We start from the raw sequence: 18,946 nt of genomic DNA, 5'->3' as shown, positions 1-18,946 counted from the left end.
ACTTACATTAACAATCAGAACTGTTGTATTTATTGCTGTTGCGGCACTATTTTTCTTTATACTTAAATCTAAAAAAAACTAAATATATTTTGGCAGCAAACTTTTAATTTTTCTGTATATTTTTTCAAAGTCGCTTGAATAGACTCTGGTATCTGCAATAGAAGTTATAAAGTTAGTGTCACGTGACCATCTTGGAACAAGATGCATATGAATATGTTCTGCAATCCCTGCCCCGCCTGCAACACCTAAGTTCATACCGATATTTACGCCCTGCGCGCCATAACCCTCTTTTAAAAGCCTGACACATTTTTGAGCCATAGCACTTATATGCAGCCACACTTTGCTATCTAACTCTTCAAGTTTATCGATGTGTGCATGTGGAATAATCATAAAATGCCCCGGAGTATATGGGTATTTGTTCATAACAATAAAACAGTGTTCATCTCTGTAGAGCACATGTTGCTCTTCATCATCTTGTGCATGTGAACTAATATGACAAAATACACAACCCTTTATTTTTTTATTATTAATATACTCTTCCCGCCAAGGTGCATATAAAATATCTTCCAATTTATCCTCCTATGGTTAATAACAAGCTTTAAAGTATTATAGTTTAAATTGCTTATATCTCAAATATATTTAATTAAGCTATCTGAATAATTAGCAACTAGACTCTGAATCAAGTTCAGAGTGACGGAATGTCGTCATTCAGAGTGACGGAATGTTGTCATTCCAAGTACGATAATGTCGTCATTCCAAGCTTGACTTGGAATCTAGTTTGGAGTGGTAACCTAAATTCATACTAAGAAATTAACAATTCTAAGTTAAAATAAAATGAATAAGGGAAATCATGAGAAACAGTAAATTTAATAGAGAGTTTAGAGACTCAACAGTGCAATTAATTCTCAACAATAATGAGAGCGTCTCAAAAGTTGCAGGAGACTTAGATATAAATCCAAAGACATTATACAACTGGATTAATAGCTATAAAAAAGAACATAATATAGCAACACAAAGCATAAAAACATCTCACTTTGGTGAAACTCTAGATGAAGAAAATAAACGCCTTAGACGCGAGAATAAGCTACTTAAACAAGAGCGTGACATCTTAAAAAAGGCAACGGCGTACTTTGCCAAAGAAACTCTATAAAGTACGCATGGATGCAAAAACATCAACAGAGTTTCAGTGTTAAACAGATGTGCATGGTTCTTAAGGTAGATAAATCATCTTATTACCATTGGATAAAAGCCGGCCGTATCATCAAAAAAGAAGATACTCAGCTCAATAATTTAATTGAAGCTATATTTGTTCAAGGTCGAAAGAACTACGGGACAAGAAGGATACAGGACAAATTAAAAGAGTTGTATGGCTTGTTAGTATCTAGAAAGCGAATTTCTAACATAATGAAGACTCTTGGTCTAATAGTAAAAATGAAAAGAAGATATAAAAATACAACTGACTCTAATCATAATTTACCAATAGCACCAAATCTACTCAATAGAGATTTTTATGCATCTGCACCAGATACTAAATATGTGGGTGATATTACCTATATATCAACAGGAGAAGGATGGCTATACCTTGCTACTGTCATAGATCTATACTCCCGAAAAGTTGTAGGGTGGTCTATGGATGATACTATGAAAGTTTCACTTGTAAATAATGCATTAAATATGGCTATACAACATAGAAATCCACCTCAAGGGCTATTGTGGCATACAGATAGAGGTAGCCAGTATGCATCTTATAGTCATAAAGATTTATTAAAAAACAATGGCATAACTGCAAGCATGAGCAGAAAGGGTAATTGCTGGGATAACGCAGTTGCTGAAAGCTTCTTCAAAACTCTAAAATCTGACTTGGTATATCAAACCTATTTTTATACTAAAAATCAAGCAAAAAGAGAAATATTTGAGTATATAGAATTTTATTATAATAGAGTAAGAAGTCATAGTTATCTAGGAAATGTATCTCCTTCTAAGTTTGAGGAGATGAACTTGGTGTTGCAAATGGAAACAGCTGCTTAATAATGTATTATAAAGAGTATGAATTTAAGTTACCACTCCAGTTTACCTAAATAGGTGGACATCAAAGAAATGCAAACACAAGATTTGGAAATATTACAACCAAAACAAGTCCCAAAAGTTGTAAAAGTATAAATGGTACTATCCCTTTATATATCTCTATTGTTTTGATTGTATCTCCAGCAGCTCCCTTTAAAAAGAACAAAGAGAGTCCAAACGGAGGTGTTAAAAATGAGGCCTGTAAGTTTAGAGCAATTAAGACAGCAAACCAAATAGGATCTATCCCAAAAGCCTCCATGACCGGAACTAAGATAGGGACGACTATAAAAGATATCTCTATAAAGTCTATAAAAAAACCGAGTATAAAGATACTAAGCATTGCAACGGCTATAAAAACCCATACATCTCCTATATCCTGGCTAAAAAACTCCAATATAAGGTCTGAACCTCCAAGTTCATTAAAGACAAGAGAAAATGCAGTAGCTCCTATAAGAATCATAAAAATCATACCTGTGAGTTTAACACTCTCCAGCGAAGCATACTTTAACATCTCAAAGTTTAATGATCCATTGAACGCACTAAGTACTAGTGCACCTATAACGCCAAACGCTGCCGATTCTGTAGGTGAAGCAACTCCGGCAAATATACTTCCTAAAACAGAGACCATCAAAAGGAGTGGTGGAACTATGGAAAAAATAGCCTCTTTGATACTAACTCTTTTAATATTTTTAGGTATCGGTGCCAGCTCTGGGGAAAAGTAAGAGCGGATTAAAATATAAAATATATACAATCCTACAAGCACAAGCCCAGGAAGTACTGCTGCTATAAAAAGGTCCCCAACACTAACACTCATAACATCACCTAAAATAATCAAGATAATAGATGGCGGTATAATTTGTCCTAGAGTCCCTGAAGCGGCAACAGTTCCCGAAGCCAAACCTTTGTCATACCCTGCTTTTAACATAAGAGGAAGTGCTATGACACTCATCATAACAACAGAAGCTGAGACTATGCCCGTTGATGCAGCTAGCATTGCCCCAACCAAAACAACGCTGACAGCTAGCCCTCCCCTTACATCACGAAAAAGAGAACTCATCGAAACTAAAAGCTTCTCAGCCATTTTGGACTTTTCAAGCACTAACCCCATTGTAATAAACATAGGGACTGCCATAAGAGTAGTGTTAGACATAATTCCATATATTCTAAAAGGTAAAACTGAAAAAACATCAAAACCAAGTTCAGGGATAAGAAATGCAAAAGCTATTGCTACGGTTCCAAACACAAAGGCGACTGGAATTCCGATAAGCAGCAGTGCTAAAACAACTACAAACATTAGTAGCGCTGTCATAATGACTTCCACATGTAGAAATTAGTTTTTGTATCCTTAATAGCCTGAAGAGCCAAAAATATAAACGATAACGGCATAAGTGACTTCACTAAAAAACGATAATCCAAACCTCCTGGATTTGAAGAACACTCATCTTGAATGAAACTTTGGGAAACAAAATCTAAACCTATATAGATAATCAAAACTGAAAAAGGGAAGATAAAAAAAAGAGAAGAAACAGTATTTATGAGTGCTTTTGTTTTGTCAGAAAATGTGGCGTAAAAAATATCTACCCTTACATGTGCATCTTCTCTTAATGTATAAGCAATACCAAAAAGAATAACAATATCAAAAAGGTGCCACTCCAACTCCTGAAGGGCAATAGAGCCACCAGAAAATAAGTATCTTACAGTTGCATCATAAACGACAAGTAAAACCAGCAAGCCTAAGATAAAAGCAGTAAAATATCCCAAATATTTCAGGCTTTTATCTATCATTTTACAAATCCATCTTAGATAAAATTCGGTGCATCATTTGCAAAAAGAATTATATCTCCCGCCTTTGTCTGATGTGCTAAAACATCTTGAATTTTAGACTTGTCATGTAACATTGTTTTATTTTTAACAGTTAAATTTTTATCAAATAGCTCTACATTTAGTGAACCCGTCACAATAACAATGTCAAAAACATTATTAATTGCTTCTATAAGTTTAAGATTAAGCTCATCACTGCTCTCAACAAGTCCTGGAGTTACTATCACCTTTCTGCCACTGTGTAGTGAACAAAGTCTTACACCTTCAAGCATTCCATCTATGTTGCCGTTATAGCCATCATCTAAAATTATCTTACCGCCTGCAAGAATCTTTTGAAGTCTATGCTCTACCGGTTTTAGTTTTGAAACAGCTTTTTTTATCTCATCACTGCTCATACCAAATGATTTTGCGATTTTCACCGCAACCGCGATGTTCATAGACTGAAATGAGCCTAGTATATCCGTATGAAGAGATAAGATTTCACCTTCACACTCTAAGTCAAAATCGGTTCCAGATAAAGTAGCTTGCATATTCTTGATTTCATCACCAAAGAAAGTGACTCTGTCATGTGGCTCATCTGTAACAGAAGTATGAATAAATGCGGTTTCAAGTCTTGGAGATTTCATAATCTCCAGCTTTGTTGCAATAATATTTTTAAGAGTTTTAAAATACTCTACATGTGCTAGTCCAACTTTTCCGACAACAACAGTTTGAGGCTCTAAAAATGTTGTAATATTATAGATATCACCACTCTCTCTTGCTCCGGCTTCACAAACATAAATCTCTGTATCTTCGGGCAAAGACTCATTGACATCTTTAATAATTCCACCAAGCGTATTCACGCTTCTAGGAGTTGCATATACTCTGTATTTTTTACCCAAAATTTCGGCAACAAAGTTTTTTATGCTTGTTTTCCCGTAACTTCCTGTTATGCAAACTATTTTTAAGTTTTTCATACTTTTGAGTTTTTTCTTCGCCTCTTTTTCAAATGCGGCAAAAAGAAACTTCTCTATCATAATACTACCTACATATGCAACGGCCAAAGGCATAAAAACACCATAAGTTTGACATGCAGACTTTAAAGTACAAAGAACATCCTGAAAAAGAACCAAAGAGACCAGAAGAATTAAAAAACGTTTCACTCTCCATGTCAAGACTAGTTTTTTATCCAATCTTTTGTGCCAGATAAACATGGCTGGCAAAACTGCAAATAAGAAGAAAATTATAAAAAAACTTCCTGTTGTATAGTAAGCAATAAAGGGGATAAAAAAGTAAAAAATATGCCAATGCGGCTTATGATGCTTGAAAAGTACGCGAGAGAGTTTGTAATCATACCACTGCAGATTTGTTATTAGGTACCATCCTAAAACAGTTACAAAAAGCACATTTGTAACAAAAGCCGATAAAGTTTCAATATTTTCCATTATTTATGTTCCAGCGTTTTTAGAAATGTATTTTGTATATGATCAGAAATATCTTGTGAATGGTCCATGAAAAAGAAATGTCCACCTTCGTAGGCTATGAGATGAGAATCCGATATAAGCTCGTCTATCTTGTGTGCACTGCTTAGCGGTGTGGCTGTATCTTCCTTACCCCAACAAAGAAGAGCTTTGCCTCCATACTGAGAAAACTCATATGAAAAATCTTCATTTACTACATTTTTAAAAGTTTGATACATCGGCTCACTTAAAGATTTTGCATCATCTGCCACAAATAAATTTCTAAGCCTTGCTAAACCAAATACTTTAAGCATTTTAAATAGAGTTATTTTAGCATACACTTTAAATGATTTCTTAACATAAATACCGGCACTAGAGAGCAATACAAGTACTTTTGGTTCAAGTAAAAGTGCAACCTTACCACCAAAAGAGTGCCCCACTATTATGTCTTTAGAAGCATTTAAGTGAACCATCAGAAGCTCTACCACTCTTGCATAATCTTTTGTAGTAAGCGTTAAGTTACATGTAGAGTTACCAAACCCTGGCAAATCAATATAAATATGACGAAAACTATTCATATAAGGTCCGAATGAGTTTTTCATCAAACCCTTATTACTGCCCCAACCGTGTAAAACTATTAAATCAATTTTTGCCTTTGGATTTAATATCTCATAACTTATATCTAAAGTATGATGATTAAACTGTATAGACTTAACTGCCATTATTTACCTTTTGCTTTTGTGATTGAGTGAATATAGTCATAATTAACTTTTGCCCTTTTTGCATGCGGTAATGAGTTTGCTAAAAGTTCAATAGAAGCTTGAAAATCTTCAAAAAGATAATTTGCCATAGAGCCAGGAATAGGATTAATCTCATTTAGATACACTTCACCCTCTACCACAAAAAAATCACATCTTATAAGTGATCCTTCAAAAAGATTTTTATAAACTTTTATAAAAGTTTTCTTTAATTTTGATTCTAGCTCAGCACTTATATCCGCTTTTAAAGCTCTGTCGCTTCTTGAAAAGTCCATATATTTTTTTTCAAAGTCTAAGAACTCCTCTTTATGAGGCTCTTCTACTATAGAAAAATGCATCACAGAATTCGCCATAAATCCAGCTAGGTTATACTCTTTTACACCCTCTAAAAAAGGCTCAACGATAACACTTTTGTCATACTCGAATGCACTATCCAAGGCATAGTCAAGTTCACCCTCTTCTTTTACTATACTCACTCCAATGGAACTTCCAAGACGAGCAGGTTTGATAATAACTGGATATGGTATTTTAATATTACTGTGTTCTTTTGAGCTTAACTCTTCATACTTTACACTTTTAATCCCTCTCTCATTACATAACCACTTTGTATATCTTTTGTCATATGAAAACACACTCGCATCTATTCTTGGTCCAATATATTTAATTGAATAAAAATCCAGCAGAGCCGCAATTGAACCATCCTCGCCATCTGCTCCATGAATAAGATTTAAAAATATACCGGCATGCTCTTTAGAGCTAAACATACTTTTTTGAGTAAAAGCACCTTTAGATAGAACCAGCTTAGGCATTTTTTTATACTCGCCTTTGCTAAAAGTGGTTGCTCTCATTTTTGATGGCTCTATTAAATAGAATGTATGATCTTGATCACAAAAAACAAAGCTTAAATCAGAATCTGATAATTTCTCTTTTAAAGTTATAGCACTTACTATACTAATTTCATGCTCGAAACTAGCTCCACCGAATAAAATTGTTAATTTCAATATATATTTCCTTAATTAAATTGTTTGAAGAAGTTTTAAAGCCTCTTTTACTAGTGAAGCGGTATCACTTCCAGAACACGCACTTAAAACCTTAGAGATTTTATCTTTTTTAAATCCTAATGACTCCAATGCCTCACTCGCTTCACTAAATGCCCTGCTTTTTGGCTCTTGTGAGGATGAAAGCAAATCAATATCAAAGCCGTTTAGCTCAACCAAAATACGCCCTGCACTCTTTGGACCAATACCTGGGACTTTTTGAACTGCCTTAATATCTTTGTTATTTATAATAGTTGCAAACTGATTTGGGGAGTAAGTAGAGCAAATTGCAATTGCAACTTTTGGACCTACTCCGCTAATTTTAATTAACCTCTCAAAAAGCTTCTTCTCGCCCATATCTAAAAAACCAAACAGCAGTTGGGCATCCTCACGAATTATATGGGAGGTAAAGAGCTTCACTTTATTGCTGCTGATTGCTGAAAAACTTTGTAGCGATATAAAAACCTCATAAACTACGCCGCTAACTTCTACATGTATAAATGTTGGTTCTTTATGCTCAACAACTCCGTGTAATCCAACTATCATATTATTTCTACTTGCTTTTTCACTCTTTAATTGCCCTTATTTCATACTGTCCATCTGAGTTTTCAACTAAAGCAAACACTTCATCATTGGAGCCCTCTGATGGGGTAAATCTAAGCTCTATTGGTGGATCTACAAGTTTAAAAACCAACTCGTTATGTCCAACCCATCTATCACGATTTATTATCCTTGCATCAAAAATATTATCTTGAAAAGATGCCGTTTGTGTTGTTAAAAGTGTGAGCTTGTCCTCTTTAGTCTGTCTCTCTTCTTTTATTAATTCCAGATGCTCTTGCATTTTTTGAAACTGTTTATACTTATTTATAAATGCTGCCGGCATTTTTATACCATTGTTTTTATAGTGTATTAACTTTTTTTTAACCTCATTATACGCAGACATGTTATCGTTAATAAGTTTTTTATATTTAGCCATCTCATTGGCTATTTCATTAATGCTTGTGCGAAGTTCATAAATTTCAGCCTTGTTTTCACTAAGTCCAGATTTTTTTTCTTTTTGCAAAAGAGGGTCTATTGTAAAAATATTCTCACTACCTTGAAGTTTTTTAATTTCTATAAGACGAGAGGCTGTAGCTTCGACATGAGAGGTACATACACTTATTTCTATATCTTTGGCTCTAATATCCCCTCCCATAGCTTGCTCAACTTCAACTTTGTTTCCTATAACTGTTCCATGTTCAAGTCGTGTTATTTTAATATTCCCACCGATTGCTAAGCCTTTGTGCACATTAATTGTTAAATCATCTGCCCGCAACTCTGAAGTGCCATGTGTTTGCCCATTTACAGTAGCTCTTCTGGCATGAACCTTTGCATTTGGTCCAACATTCCCTTTTATATCAATCTCGCTTACTTCAACACTCATACCATTACCGATAGCATCTTTTTGTGCATCATTCTCTTTTACGCTCAGAGTAACATCCGAGTCTAAACCAGATGTAATTGAACCGGTTGTTTTAAAATTAATTGACTCTACATCCATATCTGATTTAATAGTATATGCTGTTCCATCTAAAGAGATATACCCATTCTCTTTGGCTATGTATTGAATATTGTCAGGATTATCTACTATTTTTATTGTTTCATCTACGGTAAATGTTGGCTCATGAGTCACTTCAGGCTCTCTAGGTTCCATAAACTCACCGCGGCAGTTCCTACCTGCCTTGCCTTTTTTTGGTTTGACATACTCAATTAAAAGGTCATCCTTGAGGACACTCTTAATAAAACCTCTGCTGGAGTAGTCAACGCGATCATTCTCTCCGGCCTCTTTCTTATGCTCAAAATGGAGTATTAAATCATCATCAATTGTCTGCATTGGCTCATATGACTCTGCAATAAGAATATTTTCATTTTTTTCATATTTTAGGCTTCCGTCAACTTTTACCAAAGCAGATACTTTTGATACCATTTCGTCAAGCATCTCATCAAAGATATTAATAAGTATTCCGGCACGAATTTTACTTTTGTTTATATAGTTTAAAAATTCCACTTCAAAATTAGGAGTTGCTTTAACCTTTGAGCCCTCTTTTATGCTTAAATAAACTTTGCACTTTGTAGCATTTGCGCCGACTGCTGCATGAAAATCCTTAAACATGTCACCGTCGCCGTCACTCTCTTTTGAAAACATCTCTATTTCATAAACTTGTTTTATCTGAAAGTCAGGGTTTAATATAGAGGTAACATCATCAAGCTTGTATATTTCATCTCTATCAATCTCTTCCCATACAACTTCTTCTTTAACCTGCTCAACTTTACAAATTCTTTTATATGTTTGAACTTCCAATATTGTAAAATCTAAACTTGATGTGTTAATATTGTTTTTTTTTGCTAATTCCACCAACTCTTTAGCAACATTTTCTGTTCTTATAACTGTTGGACGAATTTTTTTTGATATTGTAGATTCTTCTTTGCTTGATCCAAATAATCCCATATTTTCATTATCCAAAATTAAATTTTTAAAAATTAAACTCTACATTTTAATCAAATATTTGTTAAACTTTCGTAAAAGTTATAATTATTCTCAAAAGAAGCCCATGTTTAAAGCAATTTTTACCAATAGTTTTGGAATTTTATTTTCAAGAATTCTAGGATTTTTAAGAGATTTACTGACCGCTTCAACTCTTGGTGCAAACGTCTATAGTGATATATTTTTTATAGCCTTTAAGCTACCAAATCTTTTTCGAAGAATTTTTGCAGAGGGTGCTTTTACCCAAGTCTTTATTCCGGCCTATGCAAGGTCTAAACACAAATCAGTTTTTGTAGCAAATATCTTTGTAATTTTTTTATCAATTATAGTAGTTATTACTTTGCTTGTAAATCTTCTTCCAAGTCTTGCAACACAAGCTATAGCCGTTGGTTTTGATGATAAAACAGTAGAGATAGCTTCCCCTTATGTTGCTATAAATTTTTGGTATCTTCCGCTTATATTTTCAGTCACTTTTTTAAGTACTCTGCTCCAATATAAGCACCATTTTGCAACTACTGCTTTCTCGACTGCTCTGCTAAATATTTCACTCATTTTAGCTCTGTATCTCTCTGAGGACAAGAGCCAAAGTGAGATAGTTTATTACCTTAGTTTTGGCGTAGTTATCGGAGGAGTTTTGCAGCTCTTTGCACATATGATAGCTATACAAAGGTTGGGTCTGTACAAGCTTACATGTGGCGGCTTTAAATATTTAAAAAACAAGTCAATAAAAATCAAAAATGAGACAAGAAAATTCAAAAAACAGTTTTTTCCTGCAATTTGGGGCAATTCTACCCCTCAGGTGAGTGCATTTTTAGACACCTTCTTGGCATCTTTTTTAGTAACTGGCTCAATCAGTTATCTCTACTATGCAAACCGTATATTTCAACTCCCCCTTGCTCTTTTTGCTATAGCTACTTCCATAGCCCTTTTTCCGAGTGTTGCCAGATATATAAAAAATAATGATGAAGCTAAAGCCCTCGCATACCTGAAAAAAGCCTTCTGGTTTTTAACATTTTTACTCACAGCCAGTGCCATTGGAGGAGTCGTTCTCTCAAAGGAGATTACTTGGCTACTTTTTGAGAGAGGTTCTTTTGCTGCACAAGATACGGCAAATACTTCACTAGTACTTCAAATGTATATGATTGGACTTCTCCCGTATGGTCTTCAAAAACTATTCTTATTATGGTTATACGCAAAAGAGCAACAACTTCGTGCCGCAAAAATAGCAACATTTTCCCTAGCTTCATACATTCTCTTTGCTCTAACTCTTATCTCTCCAATGGGAGCAAGTGGTTTAGCTCTTGCAGGGACAATCAGCGGTTTAGTAGGCTTTACGCTTACCATAAAAGCATTCGGTCTAAAAAACTTTTTTGATATACTTCGAAATAAAAATGCCATCTACCTTGTCGTTGGTTCTGTCGCATTTACCATAGGACTTGTGCTTTTTAAAGACTTTATTCAAATCTACATGTAGAGATATTTAAACCTAGTTTTATCACGAACAATATCAAGAAGCTTCTTTTTCAAACTCATTATCAATCCTTTCACTTAAGCAACATTATGACAAATTGTCATATTTTTAACTAAATTTAATTTATTAACACACATTTACCGTGTTATTTATTTATGTTACTTGTATGTTATTATGATAAAATGTTCGTTGAATAAATAGTTATGGAGTAAAAAGTATGAAATTTATTTTAATAGTAAGCATAATTTTTTTAAATTTTATTAATGCAGATGAAGTTGTACGAAAATGTACTAAGAATGATTTAATTGGTACATGGTCAGTAACACATATAAAATTAATTGATAAAGATTCAAAAGATAGCTTAAGTCATTTTTTAATGAAAAATCAAATTTTGGTATTTAAAAAGAACAATGAAATAAGATCACTCTATTCATATTCTCGTGATAATTCATTTGATATTAAAAAAGCTTTTGAGTTGTTAGAGGTACCACAAGGTGATACATATAAAATTGAAAATGGTGTAATTTCTTATTTTAGAGATAATAAGCAAATTGATAGTGCTAAATGTGATTATTTTAATCAAGATTTGAAAAAAGCCAATATCGATAAAGGTTCAATTTCATTGATGAGATTTTCAAAAGGAAAACAAGCAGTTGGTAATGTATATGAAAAAATAAATCCATAACAAAACATAGGAGCTAATAAGTTACCTAGCGGTCACTTAATAGCTCTATACAAACGTTAGATTCATGCTTGAAATTTATCAACTTTTGTAGTATAATGTAGATACAAAAGGATACAACATGAAAAAAGCAATTAATATTCGTATGGATGAACTGTTATTAACTGATTTAGATTCATATGCTCATGAATTAGACCGGTCGCGAACATATATCATAGAAAAAGCTGTTAGTACATATTTTGACACATTGGATGAAATGATTTCTGATAAAAGAATTGATGAACTTAAAGCTGGAAAAACTGAAGTATATTCACTAGAAGAAGTTGCACAAAGACTTGGTCTTAATTAATGTTCAAAATCATAATTCCTCAAGCTACATTTAAAGAGCTAGAAAAGATAGACTCTGAAAATCAAAAACTTATTTTTTTCAAAATTAAAGACCTTGAAAAAGGAGTCTTTACAGCAGACAAAGCTTTAAAGGGAAAACACAAAGGTAAGTTTAGAAAAAGAGCTGGGAATTACAGAATAGTATATTTAAAAGAAAATGATATTTTGGTGATTACCCTTATCAGAATAGCCCATAGAAAAGAAGTATACTAAAACATAGAAACCAAGCGGGTATTTCTATGGAAAATCTAGGTTCTGTAGTCTGTTCAGTAAAAGATAAAAGAGATGAAATTATCTCGGCAGTTGACTTTATGACAACTGGTTTTTAAAAGGAAAATAACTACATGTATATTTACGATTCAGTACAAAAAACAAAACGAGAGTTTATTCCGTTAGAAGATGGGAAAGCCTCTCTTTACGTATGCGGACCTACCGTTTATGACGATGCCCACCTAGGTCATGCAAAGAGTGCTTTGGTTTTTGACCTGCTAACCCGTGTGCTAACTGCTAATGGTTACGATGTAACTTATGCGAGAAATATTACTGATATTGACGATAAAATCATTAAAAAAGCAGTTGAGCAAAACAAAGATATTAAAGAGATTACTGACTACTATACAGATGCTTTTCATAAAGAGATGGAGGCTATCGGTGTATCACGTCCAACAATTGAACCAAAAGCTACAGAATCACTAGAAGCTATGACTGAGTTAATCCAAAAGCTTATAGACTCTAACCACGCCTACAGAACTGATGAGGGAGATGTTTACTTTGATACCGCAAGTGACAGCGAGTACCTAAAACTATCTTCAAGAGTTCAAGATGAGGATGAGAAGCAACAAAGAGTTGAGAGTTCATCTGCTAAAAAGAACCCTGCTGACTTTGCTCTATGGAAGAGCGTAAAAGACAACACTATTACATTTCCTTCCCCTTTTGGTGCAGGTCGTCCGGGTTGGCATTTGGAATGTTCTGCGATGATTGAAAAACATCTTGCAAAGCCAAATGCTGAGTTTGCTGTTGATATCCACGGTGGTGGAGCAGATTTGCTTTTCCCACACCATGAAAACGAAGCTGCACAGACTAGATGTGCAACTAACCATGAACTTGCGAACTACTGGATGCATAACGGTTTTGTAAATATAGATGGAGAGAAAATGTCTAAGTCTTTAGGAAACAGCTTTTTCTTAAAAGATGCCCTAAAAGAGTATGACGGAGAGGTTCTGCGCTTTTACCTTTTAAGCACTCACTATAGAAGTAACTTCAACTTTAACACTGAAGATTTAGCATCTTCGAAAAAGAGACTAGACAAAATATATAGACTTAAAAAACGTCTATTTGGTTTGGCCCAAAACTCTGACCAAACTACATTTCATAATGAACTCTTACATGTACTGAGTGATGACATGAATGTATCGAGTGCCTTGGCTCTTATTGATGAGATGATTTCAAATGCAAACGAAACTTTAGACACTACCGGTAAACATAAAGAGCTTAAGCGTGAGACAATCTCTAATCTATCGTACATAGAAAAAGTTCTTGGTTTTGGGTTTAAAAATCCTTTTGAGTACTTTCAGTTCGGAGTTGATGAAGATACAAAAGAAAAAATCGACATGTTGATTTCGCAAAGAGATGAAGCTAAAAAAGCAAAAGATTTTGCAACTTCAGACAAACTTCGTGATGAGATTTTAGCCTTAGGTGTTAGTATAATGGACACACCAAATGGAACTTTTTGGGAAAAGGTGTAACTCCATAAACACTCATACCAAGAGTAAAATTTTTCTTTTTACAGATGCAAGCGTAAACCCACAAACAAATATTGGGTTTGGAGCATATTTACTTCTGCAAGAGGATGAATTATCATCAGATTTATATGAAAAAGGTGTAGAAACTAAAAAATTTGAAAACACCTCCTCAACTAAACTAGAGTTGGAAACTTTACTATGGGCACTAAGTGAAATAACTCCGGAGCTTCATGAGATTACAATATATACAGATTGTCAGAATATTATAGGTCTAAAAGACAGACGAGAGCGTTTTGAAAAGAACAACTACATATCAAAGAATAACAAGCAGATAAAAAACCGTGAGCTCTATATTGAGTTTTATAAGTTTACTGATTTATTGAGATGTGAATTTGTTAAAGTAAAAGGGCATAAAAAAAGTAGTGTAAAAAACAGTATAGACAATGTTTTTACTCTTGTTGACAAGGCTTCTAGAGTTGCCCTTAGAAATTATTCTAATAAAACTGCACATATATAAAACACATAATAGCATTGGATTTAAAAGGCTTTTTCATGGCGTGGCGGACTTTATGAGGGTTGAAAGATTCCATCTCTACATGTAGGCACAAAACTTTGGTTATTTAGAGAAGATATATTAAAGGGAGTCCAAGCGAAGTTGTAGTGGGAGAGCTTCAAGATAATCAAAAAGGCTTTGAGAGTTCTAACAAACTTCGTGATTAGATTTTAGCCTTGGGTGTTAGTATTATGGATACGCAGCAGGGGATTTTTTGGGAAAAAGTATAATTAAATAAAGTAGACTTGCTTAAGTCTACTTTATGCCAAAAAAGCAACATCAGTTACTGATTTGTTTTGCTCCAATAAACCTGCTGAGTATTCTATATTATTTTTTTGAATATCTAAATAGGCACTTGAAAAATTTCTTTTAAAATTTTCAGCACATTGAAGTGTTGCTAGAGATGCTTGTCCGCCATTATCACCATATAATATATCATCAACTTGATTCAATATATCTTGAAATGTTATAGGCTTGCTAGTGTAAGACTTATATGTACCCATAATATGAGAAATAACTAAATTATCACTCAAACCATTTATAGTTTCCATCAACGCTTTTTTTGTTTGTATTTCAATATTTTCAAATATTGAATAGTCAGAGAAGTTTTTCATTTTGTTATCCTTTGTTTAATTTAAGCAATTAATATTCCAACGCAAGTTTATCTTAATTATCTTATAAAAAGTTTAGCTTGATGTAATATTTGATATTATTTTAAATAAATATATAAAATAGAGAATAATTTTGAATATAAACGATATACAAGCACTTCTGCAAGAAAACTCAAAAGATTTATCAACTGAATTTAAAAGGCTTTTTCATGGTCGTGGCGAACTTTATGAGGGTTGGAAGCACTTAACTATTGACTCTATTGATGAGATTTTGAGTGTTGCTCTTTACTTTGAGATGCAACCTAAATTAGAGACTGAGTTGGTTGAGATGTTAAAAAATTTCATCTCTACATGTAGACACAAAACTTTGGTTATTCAGCGAAGATATATTAAAGGGAGTCCAAGCGAAGTTGTAGTGGGAGAGCTTCAAGATAATCTACATGTAGTAGAAAACGGAATGAAGATAAAACTAAATCTTCTCTCAAACCAAAACAGCGGCTATTTTCCTGATATGAAAAACGGCAGAGAGTTTGTAAGAGTAAATGCAAAAGATAAAAGTGTCTTAAACCTCTTCTCATACACATGCGCTTTTAGTGTTGCGGCAAAACTCGGCGGTGCTAAGAGTGTTTCAAATATTGACATGAGCAAAGGTGCATTAACCACAGGAAGAGAAAATCATCACTTAAACAACATAGATACCAAAGGTGTTGCTTTTTTGCCATATAACATCTTAAAATCTTTCTCACGAATAAAGAAAAAAGGTCCCCATGATTTGATTATTATAGATCCGCCAAGCTTTCAAAAAGGGAGTTTTGAGGCTACAAAAGATTACGAGAAGATTATCAAAAAACTGCCAGATATTGCATCAGAGAATTGTACACTGTTAGCTTGTCTCAACTCCCCTGAGCTAGATGCAAGTTTTATTATAGAGCTTATAAAAGAGCTCTCACCAAGTTTTAAATTTGTAAAGCGGCTTGAAAATGTAAAAGAGTTTGCAAGTGAAAATGAAGATAGGTCTTTAAAAAATTTAGTTTTTATAAGAGAAGTTTGACAAAAAACAAAATAATTATGATTAGTTGAGTGGAAGATAAAGAGAAGCAGATGCAATCTGCTTCTCTTTACATGTAGTACTATTTTTTCTTTGGTGCTGTAGTTGTATCTTTAAAATCATCTAAAGGATTGATTGTTGGAGAATAAACCCAATCAGGTTGATTTTGGTAATTTGGCATAATATCATTTTCTTGTAGTTTACCTAAAGGCTTGATATAGCTTTTTGTTGGATTTTGTATTACAACATCATCTCTTAAAAAGAATCCTGAACCTTTTTCTTGATCCATTGCACTAAATATTCTGATATCGCTAAGTTTCTTAATACCAGCAGAATCATAATCTACTTTAGCATCATGACAAACAGCACAAAGCTTTTGAATATTGCCTCCATCAGCATTAGTGTTTACTCTTAAGTACATAAAGTTTTTGTTAGATGGATGTGCTTCATGACAACTAATACAATCAAGCATTCCATTTTTAAGTAAGTTAGTTGGCACACTTGCGATTTTTGGATTTGGAACCATACCGATAGGGTGTGTAGTATGCATGTGAACTGGTCTAATACCTGCTCCACCAAATTGAGTTAACTCATGACAACCTAAACAATTTTTTGCAGTTAGCTTATCAAAACTTTCTCTGTTTAGAGGGTTTTTCATTTTTGTATTTTTTACAGCAAATAACTTATCATCTACCGCAAAGTGAGTACTGTGACAACCTAAACAAGTTATACCATCATGTGGACCTGCTGCGCTTAATATATTTGGTGCTAAAGCAATTAGTAAACCTAATGCAATACCGCTAATACTTTTTCTCATATTGTTCATCCTTCTATTGAACTTAAATTTTTCTTGTGACGATTTTATCACTTTCTTTATTTATATATTCTTAATTTTGCTGATATTTTTTATTATTTACAAAAGTCTGCCAAAAGTCCACTCTTTATCAAAGAATATGTCTTTTCACCCTTTAATTTTTTTACTATTGCAAGTGCAAAACATATCGCTGTTGCCGGTCCTCTTGATGTCATAACATTACCATCTTCTACAACCATTGCCTCATCTGCACGATATCCATCTTCTCTAATGTGTTTTTCAAATGAGGGATAACATGTGTAATTGTGCTTTAAAACTCCAGCCTCACTTAAAGCAAAAGGTGCTGCACAAATTGCTCCAATATATTTTCCTTTAGAGTCCATCTCTTTTAAAATTCTTTGTACGTTTTCATCTTCTGCAAGTGCAAAAGTTCCCTCAACTCCACCAGGTAAAACTATCATATCTAATTCATCTACTACTACATTATTAATATTTATATCACTTATGATTGATATACTATTAGCACCTTTTACCGAGCTATCATCATTTAAAGAGGCTATAAGCACCTCTATTTCTGCTCGTCTTAAAACATCAATAATACTGACGGCTTCTATCTCTTCAAATCCTCTTGCCAGTGGCACTAAAACTTTTGTCATAATATCTCCATATATGTTCATTTATGCAAATTCTATACTTTTAATGTTATAATCTACTTTAAATTAGTTTAAGGATTTAGTTTTTGAGTGATATATTTACGCTGTTTAGAGTACATCAATATATAAAGAATTTATTCATTTTTATGCCCCTGCTTTTCTCTTTTTCATATTTCAATGCTGAGAATAATTTAAACACTTTTATTGCCTTTGTTCTATTTTCTATTCTTGCGAGCAGTATTTACATTTTTAATGACCTTATGGATGTAGATGAAGATAGAGCCCATCCGATTAAAAAAAATCGCCCTTTAGCATCAGAAAAAGTCTCTGAGAAAACTGCTAAATTGCTGATTTTACTATTGTCTGTATTCTCACTCTCTATATCATTTATTTTTTATACTCAACTTTTCGTTGTACTTCTCATATATTTTATTCTTAATATTCTCTACTCTACAAAACTAAAACATATCGCTATTTTAGATATATTCATTATCGCAACAGGATTTGTGTTGAGGCTTTTTGCGGGTTCGGCAGTTACGGGAATTGAGCTCTCAATGTGGATAATTATTATGACATTCCTGCTGGCAATATTTTTAGCCTTAGCAAAAAGAAGAGATGATGTTCTACTATCACTTCTAGGGCAAGAGACTAGAAAAAACATAGACGGATACAACTTAGAGTTTGTAAATGCTGCAATGGTGCTTATGGCAGGAGTTGTAGTGGTTAGCTATATACAGTACACGATTTCGCCAGAGGTTATACAAAGGTTAGATACAAACTATCTTTATATAACTTCATTTTTTGTAATACTAGGAGTTCTGAGATATATGCAGATAACCTTTGTTGAACAAGATAGCGGAAGCCCAACAAAAGTGGTAATACGAGACAGGTTTTTAAAACTAACGATTGTCTTTTGGCTAATAAGCTTTATAGGTATAACTAAACTTATATGATGATTATTAGATATGCACTGTTTGCTATCATATCTACTGTAGTAAATATATTGTTTCAGTATTTTAGTTTTATTATCTATGATGGTTTTTTATCACTCTATACGGCTATGTTTGTTGGGACGTTGGCTGGTCTTGTTTTGAAGTATATATTAGATAAAAAGTATATATTCTTCCATACGCCAAAGAGCAAAAAAGATGACGGTAAAAAGTTTCTTTTATACTCTCTTATGGGAGTTTTAACGACCTTTATATTCTGGGGCTTTGAGATTGGTTTCGACTACATGTACGAAGATGAAAATGCAAAATACATAGGTGCAGTAGTTGGTCTTAGCATTGGGTATGTTGTGAAATATTTTTTAGATAAAAAATTTGTATTTAAGGGGTAAGTC

The 18,946-nt window shown here is 33.5% G+C and carries 23 protein-coding genes; 12 read left to right on the top strand and 11 right to left on the bottom strand.

Annotation, left to right across the window (positions count from 1 at the left end; genetic code table 11):
• Positions 1-78: 78 nt before the first annotated feature.
• On the bottom strand, positions 79-570 hold the full coding sequence (locus HUE88_RS04700; RefSeq protein WP_194371593.1) for an HIT family protein: 492 nt from the start codon (positions 568-570) through the stop codon (positions 79-81).
• Between the two features lie 280 nt (positions 571-850).
• Between HUE88_RS04700 and HUE88_RS14145 the strand changes: the two genes are divergently transcribed.
• Both HUE88_RS14145 and HUE88_RS04695 read left to right on the top strand, forming a co-directional pair.
• Complete coding sequence (locus tag HUE88_RS14145) at positions 851-1,150, top strand: transposase (protein WP_430733195.1); 300 nt, start codon at positions 851-853, stop codon at positions 1,148-1,150.
• Between the two features lie 11 nt (positions 1,151-1,161).
• On the top strand, positions 1,162-2,028 hold the full coding sequence (locus tag HUE88_RS04695; protein WP_430733194.1) for an IS3 family transposase: 867 nt from the start codon (positions 1,162-1,164) through the stop codon (positions 2,026-2,028).
• Positions 2,029-2,089: 61 nt separating this feature from the next.
• On the opposite strand, the gene HUE88_RS04690 is transcribed toward HUE88_RS04695, so the two are convergent.
• The 7 genes from HUE88_RS04690 to HUE88_RS04660 are packed head-to-tail and all read right to left on the bottom strand — an operon-like array spanning position 2,090 to position 9,607.
• Entirely contained in the window at positions 2,090-3,373 is a 1,284-nt protein-coding gene (locus tag HUE88_RS04690; RefSeq protein WP_194371589.1) for a TRAP transporter large permease, read from the bottom strand.
• Positions 3,370-3,849, bottom strand: a complete 480-nt coding sequence (locus HUE88_RS04685) for a TRAP transporter small permease subunit (protein ID WP_194371587.1) — start codon at positions 3,847-3,849, stop codon at positions 3,370-3,372. Before HUE88_RS04685 ends, HUE88_RS04690 begins: the two co-directional genes overlap by 4 nt.
• Before the next feature lie 14 nt (positions 3,850-3,863).
• Complete coding sequence (locus HUE88_RS04680; RefSeq protein ID WP_194371578.1) at positions 3,864-5,309, bottom strand: Mur ligase family protein; 1,446 nt, start codon at positions 5,307-5,309, stop codon at positions 3,864-3,866.
• Positions 5,309-6,046 carry an EstV family lipase gene (locus HUE88_RS04675; protein ID WP_194371576.1) on the bottom strand — a complete coding sequence of 246 codons (738 nt, stop codon included), beginning with the start codon at positions 6,044-6,046 and terminating at the stop codon, positions 5,309-5,311. Before HUE88_RS04675 ends, HUE88_RS04680 begins: the two co-directional genes overlap by 1 nt.
• Positions 6,046-7,083, bottom strand: a complete 1,038-nt coding sequence (locus HUE88_RS04670; RefSeq protein WP_194371574.1) for a D-alanine--D-alanine ligase — start codon at positions 7,081-7,083, stop codon at positions 6,046-6,048. The genes HUE88_RS04675 and HUE88_RS04670 overlap by 1 nt, the downstream gene beginning before the upstream one ends.
• 15 nt (positions 7,084-7,098) lie before the next feature.
• Positions 7,099-7,665, bottom strand: coding sequence for a Holliday junction branch migration protein RuvA (gene ruvA, locus HUE88_RS04665; RefSeq protein ID WP_194371572.1), 567 nt, complete (start codon positions 7,663-7,665; stop codon positions 7,099-7,101).
• Positions 7,666-7,684: 19 nt separating this feature from the next.
• On the bottom strand, positions 7,685-9,607 hold the full coding sequence (locus tag HUE88_RS04660) for a flagellar assembly protein A (RefSeq protein WP_194371570.1): 1,923 nt from the start codon (positions 9,605-9,607) through the stop codon (positions 7,685-7,687).
• A 103-nt stretch (positions 9,608-9,710) separates the two neighbouring features.
• Here HUE88_RS04660 and murJ point away from each other — a divergent pair, with 103 nt between their 5' ends.
• The 7 genes from murJ (at position 9,711) to HUE88_RS04630 (ending at position 14,442) form a co-directional block, all read left to right on the top strand.
• Positions 9,711-11,117: a murein biosynthesis integral membrane protein MurJ gene (gene murJ / locus HUE88_RS04655; RefSeq protein WP_194371567.1), complete on the top strand. Its 1,407-nt coding sequence runs from the start codon at positions 9,711-9,713 to the stop codon at positions 11,115-11,117.
• A 214-nt stretch (positions 11,118-11,331) separates the two neighbouring features.
• Entirely contained in the window at positions 11,332-11,799 is a 468-nt protein-coding gene (locus HUE88_RS04650; protein WP_194371561.1) for a hypothetical protein, read from the top strand.
• Between the two features lie 118 nt (positions 11,800-11,917).
• Positions 11,918-12,145, top strand: coding sequence for a CopG family transcriptional regulator (locus HUE88_RS04645; RefSeq protein ID WP_194371559.1), 228 nt, complete (start codon positions 11,918-11,920; stop codon positions 12,143-12,145).
• On the top strand, positions 12,145-12,396 hold the full coding sequence (locus HUE88_RS04640) for a type II toxin-antitoxin system RelE family toxin (RefSeq protein WP_194371557.1): 252 nt from the start codon (positions 12,145-12,147) through the stop codon (positions 12,394-12,396). Before HUE88_RS04645 ends, HUE88_RS04640 begins: the two co-directional genes overlap by 1 nt.
• 26 nt (positions 12,397-12,422) lie before the next feature.
• Complete coding sequence (locus HUE88_RS13825; protein WP_229860157.1) at positions 12,423-12,512, top strand: CcdB family protein; 90 nt, start codon at positions 12,423-12,425, stop codon at positions 12,510-12,512.
• A gap of 15 nt (positions 12,513-12,527) precedes the next feature.
• Positions 12,528-13,928: a cysteine--tRNA ligase gene (cysS, locus tag HUE88_RS04635; RefSeq protein ID WP_194371555.1), complete on the top strand. Its 1,401-nt coding sequence runs from the start codon at positions 12,528-12,530 to the stop codon at positions 13,926-13,928.
• A complete protein-coding gene (locus HUE88_RS04630; RefSeq protein ID WP_194371553.1) occupies positions 13,903-14,442 on the top strand; it encodes a ribonuclease HI in 540 nt (179 codons plus the stop codon). The genes cysS and HUE88_RS04630 overlap by 26 nt, the downstream gene beginning before the upstream one ends.
• Positions 14,443-14,738: 296 nt before the next feature.
• Here HUE88_RS04630 and HUE88_RS04625 read toward each other — a convergent pair whose 3' ends face one another.
• The gene (locus HUE88_RS04625) at positions 14,739-15,092 is read right to left on the bottom strand and encodes a hypothetical protein (RefSeq protein ID WP_194371551.1); all 354 of its coding nucleotides are present in this window, start codon (positions 15,090-15,092) and stop codon (positions 14,739-14,741) included.
• Between the two features lie 130 nt (positions 15,093-15,222).
• Between HUE88_RS04625 and HUE88_RS04620 the strand changes: the two genes are divergently transcribed.
• On the top strand, positions 15,223-16,140 hold the full coding sequence (locus HUE88_RS04620) for a class I SAM-dependent methyltransferase (RefSeq protein ID WP_194371549.1): 918 nt from the start codon (positions 15,223-15,225) through the stop codon (positions 16,138-16,140).
• Between the two features lie 79 nt (positions 16,141-16,219).
• Here the strand turns inward: HUE88_RS04620 and HUE88_RS04615 are convergent, their stop codons facing one another.
• Together HUE88_RS04615 and HUE88_RS04610 are read right to left on the bottom strand one after the other, a co-directional pair.
• Positions 16,220-16,954, bottom strand: coding sequence for a cytochrome c3 family protein (locus HUE88_RS04615; RefSeq protein ID WP_194371547.1), 735 nt, complete (start codon positions 16,952-16,954; stop codon positions 16,220-16,222).
• Between the two features lie 92 nt (positions 16,955-17,046).
• Positions 17,047-17,607: a DJ-1 family glyoxalase III gene (locus HUE88_RS04610; protein ID WP_194371545.1), complete on the bottom strand. Its 561-nt coding sequence runs from the start codon at positions 17,605-17,607 to the stop codon at positions 17,047-17,049.
• Positions 17,608-17,690: 83 nt separating this feature from the next.
• On the opposite strand from HUE88_RS04610, the gene HUE88_RS04605 reads away from it, so the two are divergent.
• Positions 17,691-18,557 (top strand): UbiA prenyltransferase family protein, encoded by an 867-nt coding sequence (locus HUE88_RS04605; RefSeq protein ID WP_229860156.1) that lies wholly within the window; start codon positions 17,691-17,693, stop codon positions 18,555-18,557.
• Entirely contained in the window at positions 18,554-18,943 is a 390-nt protein-coding gene (locus tag HUE88_RS04600; protein ID WP_194371543.1) for a GtrA family protein, read from the top strand. The genes HUE88_RS04605 and HUE88_RS04600 overlap by 4 nt, the downstream gene beginning before the upstream one ends.
• Positions 18,944-18,946: the final 3 nt, after the last annotated feature.

The organism is Candidatus Sulfurimonas baltica, from assembly GCF_015265455.1.
In the GTDB taxonomy this organism is placed as follows: domain Bacteria; phylum Campylobacterota; class Campylobacteria; order Campylobacterales; family Sulfurimonadaceae; genus Sulfurimonas; species Sulfurimonas baltica.
Note: the sequence above shows the minus strand (reverse complement) of the source record. Positions and strands in the feature narration are given on the sequence as shown.